This window comes from Pseudomonas sp. Rh2, assembly GCF_040762985.1.
GTDB classification, from domain to species: domain Bacteria; phylum Pseudomonadota; class Gammaproteobacteria; order Pseudomonadales; family Pseudomonadaceae; genus Aquipseudomonas; species Aquipseudomonas taiwanensis.
Genome location: NZ_CP142890.1, coordinates 1940888 through 1959800, shown reverse-complemented (window position 1 = coordinate 1959800; position 18913 = coordinate 1940888). Strand labels below are relative to the sequence as shown.

Genomic DNA, 18913 nt, shown 5'->3' with positions numbered 1-18913 from the left:
GGGCAGGCCGGTAGTGCATTAATACCTGGCAAGCCAGCCCCCACAGCCGTGTGCTTGCGGGAGCCGACTGGACGGCGATAGGTTCGGTACGATCAACACCGAGCCAACTGAAGCATCAGCGCTGGCCCAGCACCGGTGTGGCGACCTTGACGTCGGCGTTCTGCGCGCGGTGGCGCAGCAGGTGATCCATCAGCACAATGGCCATCATCGCTTCGGCGATCGGTGTGGCGCGGATGCCGACGCACGGGTCGTGACGGCCCTTGGTCACCACCTCTACCGGGTTACCGTCCACATCGATGGAGCGGCCAGGAGTGGTGATGCTCGACGTCGGCTTCAGCGCCAGGTGCGCGACGATCGGCTGACCCGACGAGATACCGCCCAGGATGCCGCCAGCGTTGTTGCTGAGGAAACCTTCCGGGGTCAGCTCGTCGCGGTGCTCGGTGCCCCGTTGGGCAACGCTGGCGAAGCCTGCGCCGATTTCCACGCCCTTGACCGCGTTGATGCTCATCAGGGCGTGGGCCAGTTCCGCGTCGAGGCGGTCGAAAATCGGCTCGCCCAAGCCAGGCATCACGCCCTCTGCGACCACGGTGATCTTGGCACCGACCGAGTCTTGGTCGCGGCGCAGCTGGTCCATGTAGGCCTCCAGCTCAGGCACCTTGGCCGGGTTGGGGCTGAAGAAGGCATTCTCTTCCACCGAGTCCCAGGTCTGAAACGGAATTTCGATCGGGCCCAGCTGGCTCATGTAGCCACGCACACGGATGCCCTGGGTGGCCAGGTACTTCTTGGCGATGGCGCCGGCAGCCACGCGCATCGCAGTTTCGCGGGCCGAGCTGCGGCCACCGCCGCGGTAGTCGCGGATGCCGTACTTGTGGTGGTAGGTGTAGTCGGCATGGGCCGGGCGGAACAGGTCCTTGATCGCCGAGTAATCCTTGGACTTCTGGTCGGTGTTGCGAATCAGCAAACCGATCGAGCAACCGGTGGTTCGGCCTTCGAACACACCCGAGAGAATCTCGACTTCATCGGGCTCCTGGCGCTGGGTGGTGTGACGGCTGGTGCCAGGCTTGCGACGATCGAGATCGTGCTGCAGGTCGGCCAGGGAGATCTCAAGGCCCGGTGGGCATCCATCGACAATGGCGACCAACGCCGGGCCATGGCTTTCGCCAGCGGTGGTGACAGTGAACAGCTTGCCGTAGGTATTACCGGACATGGACGCTCCGCGAGTCTGCCTGAGGTGATCGAAAGCGGGCAGTATACAGAGGATTGGCTATGTGTGAGGGGGCTATCGCCAACCCGCCGAACCTTCCCGTGAATGAGGGGTCCAACCGACACCTCCCTATGTAGTACCGCATGATGTCGCGCCTGGTCGCTTTGTTCTTGCTGCTGTGCTCCGGCCTGGCCCAGGCCGCCGCCCCTACTGTGCTGCAACGCCCCATCGACCTGGACACCGGCCAGGGCGTGCTGCATGGCAGCCTGCTGCTGCCGCAACAGGACACACCGCCACCGGTGGTGCTGATCATCGCCGGCTCCGGCCCTACCGACCGTGACGGCAACAACCCTGCCGCCGGACGGGTCGACAACCTCAAGCGCCTCGCCCTGCTGTTGGCCAACGAACACATCGCCAGTGTGCGCTACGACAAGCGCGGCGTCGCCGCCAGCCAACCGGCCACACCGGACGAGCGCGACCTCAGCGTCGAGCGCTACGTCGCCGATGTCGTGGCCTGGAGCCGCAAGCTCAAGGCCGACCCGCGTTTTGGCCCACTGATCCTGATCGGCCATAGCGAAGGTGCGCTGATCGCCAGCCTGGCCGCCGAACAGGCCGGCGCAAGCGCCGTGATCACCCTGGCCGGCAGCGGTCGCCCCCTGGCCGAAGTGCTGCGCGAGCAACTGGCCAAGCGCCTGCCGCCTGCCCAACTCGCCCGCGGCAGCGCGCTGCTCGACCGCTTGCAGGCAGGACAGACCAGCCTGGATGTACCCGCCCCCCTGCGCCAGGTATTCCGCCCCAGCGTGCAGCCTTACCTGATCACGCTGCTGCGGCAGAATCCGGCCGTCGCCTTCGCTCAACTGCCCATGCCAGCCCTGATCGTCCAGGGCCGCAACGATGTGCAGGTCGACGTGGCCGACGCCGAGCGCCTGAAGGCAGCCAAACCGGACGCGCAACTGGTGCTGATCGACGGCATGAACCACATGCTGCGCATCAGCCCCAAGGCCATGAGCGAGCAGCGCGACAGCTACCTCAACCCTGAACTGCCGCTGGCCCGCGAACTGGGCGAGCGGGTCGTCACGTTCATCCATCATCTGCCGTCGGCCTGAAGGTATCGGCATAGATTGCGCTCACGTCCTGGGCGGATCGGCCGATAACCGGATGCTGGCGTCGCCATTGCGCCCAGCCTGGCTGCACTGATGAGGACTGCCGTAATGACCGATGCCCCCGCCTCCGTAGACGCGACCGAAGAGCCGCAAGCCCCGGAAAGCGCCCCGCTGCCCTGGACCGACCTGGCCGTCGAGCACTTCCAGTTGCTGCGCCTGGCTGCCTTGCCCACTGACCGCAACAGCGGTGCACGGCCGCAGCGTTTCGTGCAGTTCGGCTATGCCGAACGCCACGACAAGGACCACAGCCTGCTGCGCATGGAAATCCGCCTGCCAGGGCAGAAAGTGCGCAAGGAACAGAACCAGCTGGATGTGCGTGTGGACCACGCCGAGCGCCGGGTGACGATCGGTGACAGCAACGGTTTGCAACTGGAACCGCTCAACCGTGGCCTCGGCCGCTTCATGTTGTCCCAGGCGGTGCAATGGCTGCAGCGCAAGTGGTCGCACTACCGGGTCGAAGGCTTCACCCTGCCCAGCAAGGATGCGCTGAACGAAGATTCACGCCTGCGCCGCGACCAGTTCCTGCGCGCCACTGGCCTTGAGGTGGAGTACGCCGACCCTCAGCACATGAAAGGTCGCACCGTCGAAGCCACGGTGGGCCAGCTGAAGGTGGGCTGGAACAGCGAGAAGGTGCAGCGGGTCGAGATCCTCGATGCGGCGAACATGCTGCAGAGTGCCGAGCAGCAGTTGCAGGAAAAGGAAGCGCAGCTGCGCGAGCGTGATGAGCGGGTGGCCAAGTACCGTCGCGAAGACAGCGGATTGCGCTTTACCATCACTTGCCTGGTGGCGTTTGCAGTGTTCCAGGCGGGGTTGTTGATCTGGATTGCTACACGCTGAGGGCTGGCTAGAGCTTTCTGGCGCCTGTGAGACCGAGCGCCGCCCGCGCGGTGCATCGCGAGCAAGGCGCGCTCCTACACAGCAGGGTGACCGTAGGAGCGAGCCTCGCTTGCGAGGGGATCACCTCAAGCCCTGGCCTTGAACAACGCCTGATGCTGGCGGCACTGCTCGGCCGTCAGCATGAACACGCCATGCCCGCCCCGCTCGAACTCCAGCCAGGCGAAATCGACCTCGGGGTACAACGCCTCGACATGCACCTGGCTGTTGCCCACCTCCACGATCATCAGGCCCTTTTCGGTCAGGTGATCAGCCGCTTCGGCGAGCATCCGCCGCACCAGGTCGAGTCCGTCGTTGCCACAGGCCAGGCCCATTTCTGGTTCATGGTGATACTCGGCCGGCATGTCGCCGAAGTCCTCGGCATCGACATACGGCGGATTGGACAGGATCAGGTCAAAACGCTGCCCCGGCAGACCGTCGAAACCATCGCCCTGAACCGTGTACACCCGCCCGTCCAGGCCATGGCGCTCGATGTTCTGGTTGGCCACTTCGAGGGCCTGGAATGACAGGTCGGCCAGCACGACCTCGGCATCGGGGAACACATCGGCGGCCACGATGCCGATGCAGCCCGAGCCGGTGCACAGGTCGAGGATGCGCGCAGGTTCGGCAGCCAGCCAAGGCTCGAAGCGTTTTTCGATCAGTTCGCCGATGGGCGAACGCGGCACCAGCACGCGCTCGTCGACCAGGAACGACATGCCGCAGAACCAGGCCTCGCCAAGCAGGTAAGCGGTGGGTACGCGTTCTTCGATACGGCGCTTGAGCAGGTGCTGCAGGCGAACCCGCTCATCGTCCTCGAGTTGGCAATCCAGGTAGCTGTCGGCCACCTCCCAGGGCAGGTGCACGGCGCCCAGCACCAGCAGGCGGGCTTCGTCCCAGGCATTGTCGGCACCGTGGCCGAAGAACAGCTCGTGCTCATGGAAGCGGCTGACCGCCCAGCGGATATGGTCGCGCAGCGTGCGCAGACGGGATGTGATCACGGGGTACTCCTATTCAGACATGACAAAAGTCTAACAGCCCAACCGCCACAAATGTTCCTTGCGCGTCACCGGCGATCCGCCACAGGCCAGTAACCATGCTGCCTGCGATGTCAACCATTCCCATTGGCGCCAAGGCAAGGGAGAATAGGTATACAAAAGCCCTACCCAAGGAGCCCTTGATGTCCGTTCCAACCACGATGTTCCGCCTCACTGGCCGCGACTATCCGCCGGCCAAGCTGAGCCAAGCCAGCCTGATCGTCATCGATGCACAAAAAGAGTACCTGAGCGGTCCTCTCATGCTGTCGGGCATGGACGAGGCCGTGGCCAACATCGCCAGGTTGCTCGACGCCGCCCGCAAGGCTGGCCGTCCGATCATCCACGTCCGCCACCTCGGTACCGTCGGCGGCCGCTTCGACCCGCAGGGGCCTGCCGGCCAGTTCATTCCGGGCCTGGAGCCGCGCGAGGGTGAAATCGTCATCGAAAAACGCATGCCCAACGCCTTCAAGAACACCAAACTGCACGAGACCCTGCAGGAGCTGGGGCACCTGGACCTGATCGTCTGCGGGTTCATGAGCCATTCCAGCGTCAGCACCACCGTGCGCCGCGCCAAGGACTATGGTTACCGTTGCACGCTGGTGGAAGACGCCTCGGCGACACGCGACCTGGCGTTCAAGGACAGCGTGATTCCGGCTGCACAGATCCACCAGTGCGAAATGGCCGTGATGGCCGACAACTTCGCTTGTGTCGCTCCGACCGCCAGCCTGATCTGACCCCGGCCGGCATGACCGCCCGGCACACGGGCGGAACCCAAGGGCGGGCGCCAGGTCCAATTCCGGCTACCTACAGAGGAACTCGGAATGAAGCTCAAAGGCAGTTTCGATGCCAAACACCTGCGTACGCGAGAGCCGCGTAACTGGGGCGCTCGCCTGGCTGCTGGCCTTTCGGCCCTGCTGGCGACACTTGGCGTGCTGCTGGCCATGGCTGGCGTCGCCGGCCTGCTGGGCAACTACCCTGCCCTGGCCGAGCTCAACGCCAACCGCCCGCTGTCCGCCATCCTGACCGTGGCCGGGCTGTCCATGCTGTACCTGGGCGTGCGCTTCTGGCGGCGCAGCCGCATTCGCTTGCGTCGCGGGCGCGAGTTGAACCTGGCACCGCACCTGATGAAGAAGCATGACTGAGTGAGCTGCGCCGGCGACAGGCCAGCACTGGCGACACAAGGCTGCACAGCGGCCCGCAGTCGCGTAAACTACGCCGCCCACGTGGAGGCATCATGCAAGACGACGACTTTTCCCTGTTCCACGCCGAGGTCCGCGGCGTCAAGCCGATCAAGCACGACCGCGCCGACGTCGGCAAGCCCAAGGCCGATCGCAAGCAACTGGCTGGCCTGCGCCAAGCGGCGACCGTGCGCAGCGATCAGGCGCTGGTCATCGACGGTTTGTCCGACCAGTTCGTGATCGACGTGGGTGCCGAGGATGAGTTGATGTGGCGCCGTGACGGCGTTCAGGAAAGCCAGATCCGCAAGCTCAAGCTTGGCCAGATCGCCTTCGAGGGCAGCCTCGACCTGCATGGCATGACCGTGGAAAAAGCCCGTGAAACCTTGTGGGCCTTCATCGCCGAAGCCACGAAGCTGGAAGTGCGCTGCGTGCGCGTCACCCACGGCAAGGCCGCGCGCCTCGATGGCAAGCGCCCGATGCTCAAGAGCCACGTCAACACCTGGTTGCGCCAGCACCCGCAAGTGCTCGGCTTCACCTCCTGCCAGGCCCGCCACGGCGGTACTGGTGCCGTGTATGTAATGCTCAAGCGAACCATGATGGAAGGCCGCGACGAATAACGCCGCGCTTGCAGCGCCGCCTTTGCCGCCGTACCCTTCGTTTTTGCGATTTTTTACCCACAGGTAGATCCATGTCCCTGGAACAGAACTACACCGAGATCCTCAGCCAACTCGGCGAGGACGTCTCCCGTGAGGGCCTGCTCGACACGCCCAAGCGGGCTGCAAAGGCGATGAAATACCTTTGCCGCGGTTACGAGCAGACGCTGGAAGAAGTCACCAACGGCGCGCTGTTCAGCTCCGACAACAGCGAGATGGTGCTGGTACGCGACATCGAGCTGTATTCGATGTGCGAACACCACATGCTGCCGTTCATCGGCAAGGCCCATGTGGCCTACCTGCCCAAGGGCAAGGTGCTGGGCCTGTCGAAGGTTGCCCGTATCGTCGACATGTTCGCCCGTCGCCTGCAGATCCAGGAAAACCTCAGCCGCCAGATCGCCGAGGCCGTGCAGCAGGTGACCGGCGCTGCTGGCGTGGCGGTGGTGATCGAAGCCAAGCACATGTGCATGATGATGCGCGGTGTGGAAAAGCAGAACTCGACCATGCTCACGTCGGTGATGCTGGGCGAATTCCGCGAAAACGCCTCCACCCGTAGCGAGTTCCTCAGCCTGATCAAGTGATCGGCACGTAACCTCGAGCCGACCCCATGGGTCGGCTTTTGCATTTTCAGGAGTTGCCCATGATCGTCAAAGCCCTGCGGGTCGGCCTCGGCCAGCTTATCGTGTTCGGCGACTGGATCAGCCGCCCGGCCAAGCGCAAACGCGATGCCGCCGCCCAGACGCTTGTCGAGCAGCAGGCCAGTGGCCTTGCGCTGTATCAGTTCCATGCCTGCCCGTTCTGCGTCAAGACACGCCGCACCCTGCACCGCTTGAACGTGCCGGTGGCGCTGCGCGACGCGAAGAACGACCCTGTGCACCGTCAGGCACTGCTGGAAGGCGGGGGCCGGGTGAAGGTGCCATGCCTGCGTATCGAAGAAGCGGGCAAGGTGACCTGGATGTACGAGTCCAAGGACATCATTGCCTACCTGGACAAGCGGTTCGCGTAAGCCTGATAGCGACCGCTCGCCTCTTCGCGGAGGTAAACCGGCGAAGAGGCGAGGCCAGGTTCACTCGCTCATCGGCACATGACGCGGATGGCTGGCCACCCTGGCCAACCAGTCACGCACTGCCGGGTAATCGGCCAGATCGAAGCCGCCCTGATGCGCCACGTGGGTGTAGGCATACAGCGCCACATCGGCGATCGAATATTGATCCCCCACCAGGTACGGCGTCATCTGCAATTGGCGCTCCATCACCTTGAGCGCCTTGTAGCCGCCCTTGTGCAGCTTGCGGTACTCCTCCACACGCTCATCCGGCAGGCCCAGGTAAAACTGGATGAAACGCGCCACGGCAATGTACGGCTCATGGCTGTACTGCTCGAAGAACTGCCATTGCAGCGCCTGGGTACGCAAACGTGGCTCGCTGGGCAGGAACTCAGTGCCATCGGCCAGGTAGTTGAGGATGGCGTTCGATTCCCACAGGCAGGTGCCATCCTCGAGCTCGAGCACCGGGACCTTGCCGTTGGGGTTCATCGCCAGGAATTCGGGCGTTTGGGTCTCTCCTTTGAGGATATCCACCGAGTGCCATTCATACGGCAGGTCGAGCAGGCTCAGCATCAGCTTGATCTTGTAGCAGTTACCCGACTGGTAATCCCCGTAAACCTTGTACATCGCCCATTTCTCCCGTGCAGTTGCGCAATTGTGCCCAATAGTTCGCGACTGTACGGCTAATTGCAATGCCTGCTGTATCGCAAGCATCGGTCGCGCTCGCGTTAGTCTGCAAAAAACGGCTAATCCACGTACAAGGACTTACCCATGCCCCACGCCACATCCGCACGCCTGCGGCCCCTGGCAGACAGCTCCCCTTCGGCGGTGGTCGCCGGCTTCATCGCCATGCTCACCGGCTATACCAGCTCGCTGGTGCTGATGTTCCAGGCCGGCCAGGCAGCCGGACTGACCAGCGCGCAGATCTCGTCGTGGATCTGGGCGCTGTCGATCGGCATGGCGATCTGCAGCATCGGCCTATCGCTGCGTTACCGCACGCCCATTACCGTGGCCTGGTCCACGCCAGGCGCGGCGCTGCTGATCACCAGCCTTGGCGGGGTGAGCTACAGCGAAGCCATCGGCGCCTACATCACTTGCGCGGTGCTGGTGCTGGTCTGCGGCCTGACCGGCAGCTTCGAGCGCCTGGTCAAACGCATCCCGGCGTCCCTGGCCTCGGCCCTGCTGGCGGGCATTCTGTTCAAGATCGGCAGTGAAATTTTCGTCGCAGCCCAACATCGCACCCTGCTGGTGCTGGGGATGTTCTTCAGTTATCTGCTGGTCAAGCGTCTGTCGCCGCGTTACTGCGTGCTGGCGGCATTACTGGTGGGCACAGCGTTGTCCGGGGCCCTGGGCTTGCTGGACTTCAGCGGCTTCACGCTGGAGGTCGCCATACCGGTGTGGACCACCCCGAGCTTCTCGCTGGCGGCGACCATCAGCATCGGTATCCCGCTGTTCGTGGTGGCGATGACGTCGCAGAACATGCCTGGCGTGGCGGTACTGCGTGCCGATGGCTACCAGGTGCCGGCCTCGCCGTTGATCTCGGCCACCGGCTTCGCCTCGTTGCTGCTGGCGCCGTTTGGTTCCCACGGGGTGAACCTGGCGGCGATCAGCGCCGCTATCTGCACCGGGCCGCATGCCCATGAAGACCCCAGCAAGCGCTACACCGCAGCTGTATGGTGCGGGATTTTCTACGGGATTGCGGGGGTGTTCGGCGCGACCCTGGCGGCGCTGTTCGCGGCGTTGCCGAAAGAGCTGGTGTTGTCGATTGCGGCCTTGGCGTTGTTCGGCTCGATCATGAACGGGTTGAACGTGGCCATGAGCGAGGCGCGGGAGCGTGAGGCGGCGTTGATCACCTTCATGGTGACCGCGTCGGGGCTGACGTTGTTCTCGATCGGTTCGGCGTTCTGGGGGATCGTGGCGGGGGTGATTACGTTGATGATCCTGAATCCGCGGGAGGTACGGCGGTAGGGATTGGTCGCGGTTGAGATCGAGCGCCGCCCGCGCGGCGCATCGCGAGCAAGGCTCGCTCCTACGTCTGTTTCGGGCCAGTTATGCCTGTGAGATTTGGGCGCGAACGCTTTGGTGCACGGCGCAATATTGGGGTCGTACAAACAAGGCGGTCGCGCGCGCCTGTCACTGACGTTACCGGCCCGAAACAGACGTAGGAGCGAGCCTTGCTCGCGATGCGCCGCGCGGGCGGCGCTCGATCTCAAAAACACCAAAAATCTTCCGCCAACCGCGCCAACCCCGCCAACCCCGCCAATCCCACCCCCCCCCATCCCCTACAACCTGAAATGCCCCACCATCCCCTTCAGGTCACTGCCCAACTGCGCCAACTCGATACTGGACCGGGCATTGTCCTGCATGGCCAATGCCGCCTGATCGGCACTCCCACGAATCTGCGTGACGCTGCGGCTGATCTCCTCGGCCACCGAACTCTGCTCCTCGGCCGCCGCGGCAATCTGCTGATTCATCTGCTGGATCAATGACACCGCCACCGCAATGCTGCCCAAGGCGCTTTCGGTCTGCAGTGCATCGGCCACCGCCAGGCGCACCAGCTCGGTACTGCCACGGATCTGCTCGACCGATTGCTGGGCATTGCCGCGCAGGCTGGCGACAAGGCGTTCGATCTCATCGGTGGATTGCCGGGTACGCCGGGCCAAGGCCCGCACTTCGTCGGCCACCACCGCGAAGCCACGCCCCTGCTCCCCTGCCCGCGCCGCCTCGATGGCGGCATTGAGCGCCAGCAGGTTGGTCTGCTCGGCCACGCTCTTGATCACCGCCAGCACATCACCGATGGTGTGGATCTCTGCGCTGAGGCTGTCGATACCGGCGCTGGCGGTCTCCGCCGCAGCGGCCAACTGCTCGATACGCTGCATGCTCTGGCGCACCACCTGCTGCCCGGAGCCAACCTTGTCGTCGGCCGACTGCGCCGCCTGAGCCGCCTCTTCGGCGTTGCGCGCCACATCGTGCACGGTGGCGGTCATCTGCTGCATGGCAGTGGCCACCTGCTCGGTTTCTTCTTTCTGGCTACCCACCTCGCGGTTGGTCTGCTCGGTGACCGCCGACAACGCCTGGGCGCTGCCGGCCAATTGCTCGATCCCCTGCTGCAGGCCGCTGACCACGCCTGACAAACCGGCAGCCATCTGCTGCATGGCCTGCATCAGTTGCCCCACCTCATCACGACGAGGTGCTTCCTCCTCCAGGCTCAGCTCGCCCGCGGCGATGCGCTGGGCGCGGCCAATCACGCGCTTGAGCGGGCCGACCACGGCACGGGTAATCAGCCAGCCTGCCACTATCCCGACCAGCAAGGCCAGGCCTGTGGCCAGGGCGATGGCCAGGGCGTTTCGGGAGAGTTCACCCTGCATGGCCTTTTCCTGGCCTACGTAGGCCTGGTCGACCAAGTCAGTGACATGGGCCGCGCGCGCCTGCAACTGGGCCTTGATGCCCTGCTCCTTGCCCAGCAGGTCGGTGTATTCGTTGAGCTTGTCGGAGAAACTGCCGATGTGCCCGGCCACTTCACCCAGCACGCTCTGATAGCCGGCATCGCTAATGGTACCCTTGAGCTGATCGACCAAGCTGGCAGCCTCGACGGTCTGGGCGATACGCTCCTGGCTGCCTTGCTCCTCGCCCTTGCGGCTTTTATCCAGGCGCACCCGGGCTTCGTCCATGGCCTGCAGCATCAATCGCGACACCTGCGCCACCTGGGTCGCCTGCTCAAGGAATTCGCCGCCCTGCTGGCCCTGGGATTGCTTCAGGGTATAGGTACCATCGTCGGCCAGGCCTGACTGCAGCACGTCGAGGTTGTTGGCCACGCTGGACACCGCCCAACTGGCCATGTCCAACGCAAGCTCCTTGGCCTGCACCACTTCGACGAAAGCCTCGAAGGACTGGCCGTAGGCGTCGAGCTCAGCGGGTGCACCGCTCAATGCCGGCAAACTGCGCGCACGCTCGGTGAGGTCCTTCAGGCCTGCACGCAAGGCTTCGGCCTCCTTGATATCGGAGCGCAGCGCAAAAGCTTGTTCATGCTGGCGCAAGCGCAATAAATCGGTGTTGAACTGGGCCAGTTGGCGCAGGCCATCGAACCGTTGGCCGACACCGTGCAACGCCACGACACCGATGCCCGCCACCGCGACTGTCAACGACAGCACCAAGGCAAAACCAAGGCCCATTTTGCGGGCCATGCCCAGATTGGCCAGAATACCGTGCCTGGTCGCGCCCATTGCCGATCTCCCCTCACCCTGTCAGGTTTTGCCGAAAGCCAAGAGTGGCAATGCCGCTGGCCTGCTCACAAGGGCTTGACGTCAGAATAGTGTCAAATAGCTATGAACGTGTCGTTTTCAGCGTGCTGAAGGTCGTCCTGCGTGCTGGAAGAAGGCCTGGGCGCGAGAGTCCTGCCCGTAAGCGACATTGATCCGCAGCCATTCACTGGGCGCCCCCTGGTAGTCGAATGCGCTGCCTGGGGTGAGTAGCACAGCATGCTCCAGCGCCAGCTGCTCCAGTCGGGCATAGCCCAGCCCCGGCACCCGCGCCCAGACGAACATGCCGCCATAGGGTTCGCACATCACCTCCCAACCGAACTGCTCCAATTGCCCCTGCAGCCTGGCCATATGCTGCCCCAGGCGCAGCCGCAGGCGCTGGGTGCTCTTGCGATAGCTGCCATTGGCAAGCATCTGCCCGACCACCTGCTCGGCAAAGCGCGAGTTACCGATGCCAGTCACCATCTTCAGCTCGGCCAGGCGCGCCAACAGCGGCGCATCGGCCACCAGGTAGCCCACCCGCAACGAACTGCTCAGGGTCTTGGAGAAACTGGCCAGGTAGATGACCCGCTGTTCGCTGTCGAGGGTCGCCAGCCGCGTGGCCGGCCCCTCCTGAAAATCGGCGTAGATATCGTCTTCGACGATACGCAGGTCATGCTCGCGGGCCAGCTCCAGCAAACGGTAGGCGACCTTGGGGGTGAGGCTGGTGCCGGTGGGGTTGTGGTACAGGCTGTTGACGAACAGGCAACGCGGACGGTGTTCAGCCAGCATCTGCTCGAGGGTGGCCAGGCAAGGGCCTTCAACGGTACGCGGCACCGGCAACATACGCACCTGGTGCTGGCGCAGCAGGTTGTAGAGGTTGTAGTAGCCAGGGTTTTCCACCAGCACCGTATCGCCGGGGCGCAGCAAGGTGCGCACCAGCAGGTCGAGGGCATGGCTGGCGCCTTGGGTGGTGAGGATGCGCTCAGGCCCGGCGGCAATGTCCAGGCGCGCCAGACGCTTGTGCAGTTGCTGGCGCAGACTGGCCAGCCCCAGCGGCGGGCAATAGTCGAACAGGTCCTGCGGGTTGCCACGGCTGACCTGGCGGATGGCCTGGGCCAGCTCCTCGTGCGCGCGCCAGGCGATAGGTAACCAGCCGCATCCCAGTTTCAGCAGTTCTTCGTGGCCTTCGCGAAACTGGCGCCAGCTGCCATCTCCCGCCTCGCCCCAGGTCGGCTCATCGTCCAGAGCCAGGCCCGGCTTGCGCTCGGCGACGAAGAAGCCAGTACCGTGGCGCGCCTCCAGCCAGCCGCTGGCGACCAGGCGGTCGTACGCCTCGATCACGCAGGACGCGCTGACGCACTGGTCGCGGGCCAGGGTGCGGATCGACGGCAGGCGCGCGCCTGGGCGCAGGCGCTGCTGGGTGATCCAGGTTTGGAGGTGCTGGGTGAGTTGCTGCACCAGAGGGGTGGCGCTGTCGCGGTCCAGGGGGATGTGCATGGGCAAGTGTTCGCTGTTTTTTGGCGAACAGTTAAGCATAAATCGATGCGGGGTGTGTCTTGTGAGGGGCATGGGCGCACTGACACCCTAACCGGAATTCTGGAGAAGAGGCCTGACTTGAGCTTTGAGGTGCCACGAAAATCGAGCGCCGCGCGGCGCATCGCGAGCAAGGCTCGCTCCTACGTTTGTTTCGGGCCAATAACGCCTGTGACAGGCGCGCGCGACCGCCTTGTTGGTACGACTCGATATCGAACGATGCGCCAAAGCGGTCGCGCGCATATCCCACAGGCATAACTGGCCCGAAACAAACGTAGGAGCGAGCCTTGCTCGCGATGCGCCGCGCGGGCGGCGCTCGATCTGCTAGGCACCCAAAAAAGTTGTGGCAAACCCAATAAACTCAGGACCTGAACACCATGCCCCCGCACCCCACCCCCGCCCTGCTGGCCTTCGCCCTGTGCCTGATCACCCTTGCGGTGAACCTGCCAGCCCCACTGTACATCGCCTACGCCGACCTCTCCGGCCAAGGCGCCGCCGCCACTGCCGTGGCGTTCTCCGCCTACGTGGTGGGCGTCATTCCCGTGCTGCTGGCCCTGGGCGGCCTCGCCGACCGCATCGGGCGACGACCACTGATCATTGCCGCGCTGTTGCTGTCGATGATCGCGACCTCACTCATGCTGCTGGCCCCCGGCTTGCACACCCTCGCCTTGGCGCGCCTGTGCCTGGGCCTTGGCACTGGCCTCGCCACCGCCACGGCGACCGCCTACATGGGCGAACTGATGGGCGCCGACCACAGCGCACGCGCCGCCACCTGGGTGACCGCCAGCACCTCCCTGGGCTTTGGCCTGGGGGCGGCGCTGACCAGCCTGTTCCTGTTGCACGAAGCCAGCCTCACACCCGGCAGTTTCCACTTGCAACTGCTACTTGCGGCCTTGGCCGTGCTGCTGGTGTGGCGCCTGCCCGACCCACGCCAGGCGCAACGCGGCGCCATGCTGCGCCTGCCCTTCTACCCCCGAGGCAGCGTTGCCTATGGCTTTGCGATTCTGCTGGCCTGGGCCTGCTCGGGGCTGGTGATTGCGCTGTTGCCAGGCATTTTGCGCCAGCACGGCCTGAGTGAATGGTCGGGGGTCTCGACGTTTTGCGTGATCACTTGCGGGTTGGCGTTCCAGCCCATGGCACGCCGCATGGCCAGCAGCAAAGCGACTCTGCTGGGACTTGCGATTTTACCGTGCAGCTACGCCTTGCTGGCCTGGGGAGCCGACCACGGGCAGTTGGCGGCAGTGCTGTTGGGTGCAGTCGCCGCCAGCAGTGCGTGTTACGGGTTCATCTACCTGGGTGGATTAGCGGCAGTGAACCACCTGGCCGGCACAGAAAAGACCCGCGCCAGCGCCGGGTTCTTTCTGCTGGCCTACTTCGGCTTCAGCCTGCCGGTGATCTTCACCGGGTTGCTGAGCGACCGGCTCGGGCCGCGGCTGGCACTGGTGGTGTTCGGGCTGGCATTGCTACTGGGCTGCGCAAGTGTGGCCGTGGCTCTGGTACGCGGCGCACGCCCGGCACAGCTGGCAGCCCAGGCGTCGTCCTAGATGGCCGTCGCGCCGCCGTCGACCGTCAGGCAGTGCCCAGTGGTAAACGCCGCGCCATCACTGCACAGGTACAACACCGCACTGGCGATTTCCTCTACCTTGCCGATGCGCCCAACCGGGTGCATCGCCGCTGCAAACTCCGCCTTGCGCGGGTCGGCCTCGTAGGCGCGGCGGAACATATCGGTGTCGATCACGGCGGGGCACACCGCATTCACCCGAATGCCCTTCTTCGCATACTCGATGGCCGCCGACTTGGTCAGGCCGATCACCGCATGCTTGGATGCGCTGTAAATGCTCATCTTCGGCGCTGCCCCCAAGCCCGCCACCGACGCCGTGTTGACGATCGCCCCGCCGCCCTGGGCCAGCAGCAGCGGCAGTTGGTACTTCATGCACAGCCAGACACCCTTGACGTTGACGCCCATGATGGCGTCGAACTCTGCCTCGCTACCCTCGGCCAGGCGCCCCTGCTCGATCTCGATGCCGGCATTGTTGTAGGCGTAGTCCAGTCGCCCGAAGGCCTCGATGGTCCTTGCATGCAGGTGGCGCACCTGCGCGTCCTGGGTCACGTCACAGGCCACGAACAATGCTTCGCCACCCGCCTCGCGAATCCGCATGGCGGTCACCTCGCCACCCGCCTCGTCCAGGTCGGCCACCACCACCTTGAGGCCTTCCCGGGCGAAGGCCAGCGCCGTCGCCCGGCCAATGCCCGCCGCGCCGCCGGTGACCAGGGCTACCTGGCCGGAAAAGGTCATGCTCATAGCTCGCTCCTTGGGTTGGATGCTCCGGCCTCACCGGCGCCTACAGGGTTCCGAGGCCGTTGCAGGAGCCGGCTGGCCGGCGATGAAGGCTCCTCGGATATCGAGCAGAGTCTAGTCAGACCGCCTTTAGGCTGGGCAGCATCATCAAGGCAGCAGTTGGGCTAACATGCTTGTCAGTGATGTTACTGACCCACCTGCATCAGCAAGGTAAATTGAGCCATCCACCTGCCTAAAGGACCTGTCATGACCCACACCAATCGCCGCTTCCTGCTTGCCAAACGCCCGGTCGGTGCCGTGCGCCGCGACGACTTCACCTTCGAGGCGGTGCCTGCCGCCGAGCCGGGCGACGGCCAGGTTCTGGTGCGCAACCTCTACCTATCGCTGGACCCGGCCATGCGCGGCTGGATGAACGAAGGCAAGTCCTACATCCCGCCCGTTGGCCTGGGCGAGGTGATGCGGGCCTTGGGCGTGGGCGAAGTGATCAGCTCCCGCCACCCCGACTACAAGCCGGGCGACCACGTCAGCGGTGCCCTCGGCGTACAGGACTATTTCACCGGCGAGCCCCAGGGCCTGCACAAGATCGACCCACGCCTCGCCCCCCTGCCCCGTTACCTTTCTGCACTGGGCATGACCGGCATGACCGCCTACTTCGCCCTGCTCGACGTCGGTCAACCCAAGGCTGGGGAGACGGTGGTGATCTCTGGCGCTGCGGGCGCGGTGGGCAGCCTCGTCGGGCAGATCGCCAAGATCAAAGGTTGCCGTGTGGTCGGTATTGCCGGCGGCGCACAGAAGTGCCAGTACCTGAAGGACGAACTGGGCTTTGATGGCGTGATCGACTACAAGGCCGAAGACGTGCTCGCCGGCCTCAAGCGTGAGTGCCCGAAAGGCGTGGACGTGTACTTCGACAACGTTGGCGGCGAGATCCTCGATGCCGTGCTGACCCGCATCAACTTCAAGGCACGCATCGTCATTTGTGGCGCCATCAGCCAGTACAACAACAAGGAAGCGGTCAAAGGGCCGGCCAACTACCTGGCGCTACTGGTGAACCGGGCGCGCATGGAAGGCTTCGTGGTGATGGACCATGCCAAGGAGTATGGCAAGGCCGCTCAGGAGATTGCCGGGTGGCTGGCCAGCGGGCAGGTGAAGAGCAAAGAGGATGTGGTGGAAGGGTTGGAGACGTTTCCGGAGACGTTGTTGAAGCTGTTCAGTGGGGAGAATTTTGGGAAGTTGGTGTTGAAGGTTTGAGCCAGATTTGACAGTCCCCAAAGGCCTGTACACCCATGGGTATGGGCCTTTTCCATCGTCGCGCCGCACATCGACCTGATGATGCTATGCTCATCGATCGCATCGAAGACTGATCCACCCGTTGGGTGGCTCACCCGCCGAATCAGCCTGCAACATGGCTAACGTATCCCTGAGCCCTCCCTTCCATTAGAATGCGCAAAGCTTGCCAAAGATACTGAATTGCTATCACTTCAGAGCAGCAAGCAAATCTACCTGCACAGAAGCTACACACGAAATGGATTAAAGCTAGGGGTTTCACATGCGTTTTGAAAGTCACGGCGTTACTGACACACCGTTGGTAACGGTGATCATCGCGTCGTACAACCACGCGCGTTACATCGAAGCAAGCATTAACAGCGTCATCAACCAGACCTATGAAAATATCGAGCTCCTGGTAATTGACGACGGTTCCAAGGACGATAGCCCGGAAGTACTCAAGCGCTTGCAGGAAAAGCACGGGTTCGATCTGCGCTTCCAAGCCAACAAAGGCCTGGCGCGCACACTCAACGACGCGATCGCACGCGCCAAGGGCGACCTGATCGTCCCCTTCGGCTCCGACGACATCATGCTGCCCCACCGTATAGCCACCCAAGTGCAATACATCAACGGCAAGCCTGAAGTGGGGATCTGCTCGGCCAACATCGAAACCATCGACCAGGACGGCAACGTTATGGGCCCGCGTGAGCAGCGCAACCGTAACCTGCCTTTCCGCCGCCTGGACTTCGACGACCTGTTCCTGGACCGCAAGCCAGGCCCCATGGCGGCAACTCTGATGCTACGCCGTGAAGCACTGGAAAAGGTGGGTGGCTTCCATGACAGCATTCGGTTGGAGGATGTGTACATCGAGTTGGCGATTACCCGTGCCGGCTACTACATCGATGTGCTGGGCGAGGTGCTGGCGCAATACCGCGACCACCCGAGCAATACCTTCAAGAACGGCCGCTTCATGGTCGACAATGTCTTGCAAACCTACGCGGTGTTCCAGGACCACCCACAGTATGAGCAGGTGTGCATGAACTTCCGTAACTCGATGGTGTTGAAGTACGCCAACCGAGACAAGGCGCTGAGCCGGGAAATCCTTTCGGAAATCCCGGTCAGGTACTGGAACCGGAAGACCTTGCGCGGCATGTGGCGACTGGTCTGTTCTTAAGCAGACCGACCGCGCTTCCAGTGGATCAGCGATTGGCCATAGACGAGCGCCATGGGGATCCAGATCAGGAACCAATGCTCCTTAGGGCGTGACATGAAAGCGCTGCCTTCTGTCAGGCCCGAGGCGAAGCCGAAGATCAGCCAAGTGGCTGCAATTGTAACGCCGGGGTGCTTGCGATAAAGCCAGCTGAAGTGCATCGCCAATCCGTAAAGCGTCATCCACAGCACTAGCCCTACGATGCCACCCGCGTACAACACACCCAATTCGATGTTATGCGGGTCGGCCAAGGTTTTGGTCAAGCCGGGAATGATCACCGTCATCGGAGCGTCGAAACCATGGCCAAGCCAGGGATGCTCACCGATCTGACGCAGGGCTTCCATCCAAATAGCCGGACGGTATGACATACCACGCTGGATAACAGCCTCAGGGTAAGCCAGTACCACGCAGATGGCTGCGATTGCGACCGCCGCAATGGCCAGCAGACCACGTCGACGATCTCCTACTATCAGAAGCCAGCCTAAAGCGGCAGCCAAGCCAACCAATGGTGTACGCGAACCCGTTGCCAGCACTGCCAGCCCCAGTACTGCGAGAGAGAGCAATGGCAGCGGGCTGAACGGGCTGCGCGCTTGGAACCAGGACGCCAACCAGTAGGCCGCGAATGCCCCAAATACGTGAGCGGTGAGCAGAGGATTGTAGAGCGCACCGTATCCATTCAACCGCCGACCGGCTAGCACTGGAGTGCTGTACAGGTAGTAAGCCAGCGACAAACCCGCTGCCATCGCAGCAAAGATCGCCGCGAACCGTGTGCACTGGTCCAGTTGCGTAGGGGAACGCAGGCTGATGATACCCGCAGCAAACAGCAGCATGGCAATGTACAGGGGCCGCTTGACCAGACTGCCTGTAGAGTTTTCAGTGTCTGACCAGGCAATGGTCAACAGTGTGTACGCACTGAACGCCAGGAAAGCCAGAAACAACGGGTTCATGACCATAGGCCTGAACAGATCCCGCTGCTTGACCAGCATCAGCAGCGTGGGAACCGCCAGAAAGATATAAAACAGTTTATGGAACGCAGCACGGTCCCAAGCCCAGAACATCCCTGTGAGGATGACCACCCACCCTACCGGCAAAACGTAGCTATTGATCAGGCTACCCAAGCGCTGAACTGGCGATTCAACTGCAACATCAACTGACATTTAGCGTTCTCTGACAAACTAGGACATCGAAATCGTATGTCCTATACGATTTCGGTTTCTGAA

18 protein-coding genes are annotated in these 18913 nt (G+C 63.3%); 11 read left to right on the top strand and 7 right to left on the bottom strand.

All coding sequences use genetic code 11. The annotated features are described in order from the left end of the window. Positions 1 to 115 precede the first annotated feature (115 nt). Positions 116 to 1207 carry a chorismate synthase gene (gene aroC / locus VXM67_RS08870; RefSeq protein WP_023379332.1) on the bottom strand — a complete coding sequence of 364 codons (1092 nt, stop codon included), beginning with the start codon at positions 1205 to 1207 and terminating at the stop codon, positions 116 to 118. A 140-nt stretch (positions 1208 to 1347) separates the two neighbouring features. On the opposite strand from aroC, the gene VXM67_RS08865 reads away from it, so the two are divergent. Next, on the top strand, positions 1348 to 2310 hold the full coding sequence (locus VXM67_RS08865) for an alpha/beta hydrolase (RefSeq protein ID WP_367237624.1): 963 nt from the start codon (positions 1348 to 1350) through the stop codon (positions 2308 to 2310). A 105-nt stretch (positions 2311 to 2415) separates the two neighbouring features. Next, a complete protein-coding gene (locus tag VXM67_RS08860) occupies positions 2416 to 3204 on the top strand; it encodes a hypothetical protein (RefSeq protein WP_023379329.1) in 789 nt (262 codons plus the stop codon). 125 nt (positions 3205 to 3329) lie between these two features. Here the strand turns inward: VXM67_RS08860 and prmB are convergent, their stop codons facing one another. Further along, the gene (gene prmB / locus VXM67_RS08855; protein ID WP_367237623.1) at positions 3330 to 4238 is read right to left on the bottom strand and encodes a 50S ribosomal protein L3 N(5)-glutamine methyltransferase; all 909 of its coding nucleotides are present in this window, start codon (positions 4236 to 4238) and stop codon (positions 3330 to 3332) included. A 179-nt stretch (positions 4239 to 4417) separates the two neighbouring features. Between prmB and VXM67_RS08850 the strand changes: the two genes are divergently transcribed. The 5 genes from VXM67_RS08850 to VXM67_RS08830 all read left to right on the top strand — a co-directional run bounded on the left by VXM67_RS08850 (position 4418) and on the right by VXM67_RS08830 (position 7111). Next, positions 4418 to 5008: a cysteine hydrolase family protein gene (locus tag VXM67_RS08850; protein WP_023379325.1), complete on the top strand. Its 591-nt coding sequence runs from the start codon at positions 4418 to 4420 to the stop codon at positions 5006 to 5008. Positions 5009 to 5095: 87 nt separating this feature from the next. Beyond that, a complete protein-coding gene (locus VXM67_RS08845) occupies positions 5096 to 5416 on the top strand; it encodes a hypothetical protein (protein WP_367237622.1) in 321 nt (106 codons plus the stop codon). A 92-nt stretch (positions 5417 to 5508) separates the two neighbouring features. Continuing rightward, on the top strand, positions 5509 to 6069 hold the full coding sequence (locus VXM67_RS08840) for a Smr/MutS family protein (RefSeq protein ID WP_367237621.1): 561 nt from the start codon (positions 5509 to 5511) through the stop codon (positions 6067 to 6069). Positions 6070 to 6140: 71 nt separating this feature from the next. Further along, positions 6141 to 6686, top strand: a complete 546-nt coding sequence (folE, locus tag VXM67_RS08835) for a GTP cyclohydrolase I FolE (protein ID WP_023379320.1) — start codon at positions 6141 to 6143, stop codon at positions 6684 to 6686. A gap of 59 nt (positions 6687 to 6745) precedes the next feature. Then, positions 6746 to 7111 carry a glutaredoxin gene (locus VXM67_RS08830; RefSeq protein WP_023379319.1) on the top strand — a complete coding sequence of 122 codons (366 nt, stop codon included), beginning with the start codon at positions 6746 to 6748 and terminating at the stop codon, positions 7109 to 7111. Positions 7112 to 7171: 60 nt separating this feature from the next. Here VXM67_RS08830 and VXM67_RS08825 read toward each other — a convergent pair whose 3' ends face one another. After that, on the bottom strand, positions 7172 to 7774 hold the full coding sequence (locus VXM67_RS08825) for a glutathione S-transferase family protein (RefSeq protein ID WP_023379317.1): 603 nt from the start codon (positions 7772 to 7774) through the stop codon (positions 7172 to 7174). A 144-nt stretch (positions 7775 to 7918) separates the two neighbouring features. Between VXM67_RS08825 and VXM67_RS08820 the strand changes: the two genes are divergently transcribed. Continuing rightward, positions 7919 to 9115, top strand: coding sequence for a benzoate/H(+) symporter BenE family transporter (locus tag VXM67_RS08820; RefSeq protein ID WP_027907244.1), 1197 nt, complete (start codon positions 7919 to 7921; stop codon positions 9113 to 9115). Between the two features lie 314 nt (positions 9116 to 9429). Here VXM67_RS08820 and VXM67_RS08815 read toward each other — a convergent pair whose 3' ends face one another. Continuing rightward, on the bottom strand, positions 9430 to 11370 hold the full coding sequence (locus tag VXM67_RS08815; protein ID WP_027907243.1) for a methyl-accepting chemotaxis protein: 1941 nt from the start codon (positions 11368 to 11370) through the stop codon (positions 9430 to 9432). A gap of 117 nt (positions 11371 to 11487) precedes the next feature. Continuing rightward, entirely contained in the window at positions 11488 to 12885 is a 1398-nt protein-coding gene (locus tag VXM67_RS08810) for a PLP-dependent aminotransferase family protein (RefSeq protein WP_023379312.1), read from the bottom strand. A gap of 413 nt (positions 12886 to 13298) precedes the next feature. On the opposite strand from VXM67_RS08810, the gene VXM67_RS08805 reads away from it, so the two are divergent. Beyond that, on the top strand, positions 13299 to 14465 hold the full coding sequence (locus VXM67_RS08805) for an MFS transporter (protein WP_023379310.1): 1167 nt from the start codon (positions 13299 to 13301) through the stop codon (positions 14463 to 14465). On the opposite strand, the gene VXM67_RS08800 is transcribed toward VXM67_RS08805, so the two are convergent. Further along, complete coding sequence (locus VXM67_RS08800) at positions 14462 to 15223, bottom strand: SDR family oxidoreductase (RefSeq protein ID WP_202675965.1); 762 nt, start codon at positions 15221 to 15223, stop codon at positions 14462 to 14464. The genes VXM67_RS08805 and VXM67_RS08800 overlap by 4 nt on opposite strands. 243 nt (positions 15224 to 15466) lie before the next feature. Between VXM67_RS08800 and VXM67_RS08795 the strand changes: the two genes are divergently transcribed. Both VXM67_RS08795 and VXM67_RS08790 read left to right on the top strand, forming a co-directional pair. Then, complete coding sequence (locus VXM67_RS08795) at positions 15467 to 16468, top strand: NADP-dependent oxidoreductase (protein ID WP_367237620.1); 1002 nt, start codon at positions 15467 to 15469, stop codon at positions 16466 to 16468. A gap of 298 nt (positions 16469 to 16766) precedes the next feature. Next, positions 16767 to 17657, top strand: coding sequence for a glycosyltransferase (locus VXM67_RS08790; protein WP_367237619.1), 891 nt, complete (start codon positions 16767 to 16769; stop codon positions 17655 to 17657). Here VXM67_RS08790 and VXM67_RS08785 read toward each other — a convergent pair. Then, on the bottom strand, positions 17654 to 18850 hold the full coding sequence (locus VXM67_RS08785) for an O-antigen ligase (RefSeq protein ID WP_104882835.1): 1197 nt from the start codon (positions 18848 to 18850) through the stop codon (positions 17654 to 17656). The genes VXM67_RS08790 and VXM67_RS08785 overlap by 4 nt on opposite strands. Positions 18851 to 18913: the final 63 nt, after the last annotated feature.

Coding starts and splice junctions, on each gene's coding strand:
- aroC (WP_023379332.1), bottom strand. CDS start 1,207: ATGTCCGGTAATACCTACGGCAAGCTGTTCACTGTCACCACCGCTGGC.
- VXM67_RS08865 (WP_367237624.1), top strand. CDS start 1,348: ATGATGTCGCGCCTGGTCGCTTTGTTCTTGCTGCTGTGCTCCGGCCTG.
- VXM67_RS08860 (WP_023379329.1), top strand. CDS start 2,416: ATGACCGATGCCCCCGCCTCCGTAGACGCGACCGAAGAGCCGCAAGCC.
- VXM67_RS08850 (WP_023379325.1), top strand. CDS start 4,418: ATGTCCGTTCCAACCACGATGTTCCGCCTCACTGGCCGCGACTATCCG.
- VXM67_RS08845 (WP_367237622.1), top strand. CDS start 5,096: ATGAAGCTCAAAGGCAGTTTCGATGCCAAACACCTGCGTACGCGAGAG.
- VXM67_RS08840 (WP_367237621.1), top strand. CDS start 5,509: ATGCAAGACGACGACTTTTCCCTGTTCCACGCCGAGGTCCGCGGCGTC.
- folE (WP_023379320.1), top strand. CDS start 6,141: ATGTCCCTGGAACAGAACTACACCGAGATCCTCAGCCAACTCGGCGAG.
- VXM67_RS08830 (WP_023379319.1), top strand. CDS start 6,746: ATGATCGTCAAAGCCCTGCGGGTCGGCCTCGGCCAGCTTATCGTGTTC.
- VXM67_RS08825 (WP_023379317.1), bottom strand. CDS start 7,774: ATGTACAAGGTTTACGGGGATTACCAGTCGGGTAACTGCTACAAGATC.
- VXM67_RS08820 (WP_027907244.1), top strand. CDS start 7,919: ATGCCCCACGCCACATCCGCACGCCTGCGGCCCCTGGCAGACAGCTCC.
- VXM67_RS08815 (WP_027907243.1), bottom strand. CDS start 11,370: ATGGGCGCGACCAGGCACGGTATTCTGGCCAATCTGGGCATGGCCCGC.
- VXM67_RS08810 (WP_023379312.1), bottom strand. CDS start 12,885: ATGCACATCCCCCTGGACCGCGACAGCGCCACCCCTCTGGTGCAGCAA.
- VXM67_RS08805 (WP_023379310.1), top strand. CDS start 13,299: ATGCCCCCGCACCCCACCCCCGCCCTGCTGGCCTTCGCCCTGTGCCTG.
- VXM67_RS08800 (WP_202675965.1), bottom strand. CDS start 15,223: ATGAGCATGACCTTTTCCGGCCAGGTAGCCCTGGTCACCGGCGGCGCG.
- VXM67_RS08795 (WP_367237620.1), top strand. CDS start 15,467: ATGACCCACACCAATCGCCGCTTCCTGCTTGCCAAACGCCCGGTCGGT.
- VXM67_RS08790 (WP_367237619.1), top strand. CDS start 16,767: ATGCGTTTTGAAAGTCACGGCGTTACTGACACACCGTTGGTAACGGTG.
- VXM67_RS08785 (WP_104882835.1), bottom strand. CDS start 18,850: ATGTCAGTTGATGTTGCAGTTGAATCGCCAGTTCAGCGCTTGGGTAGC.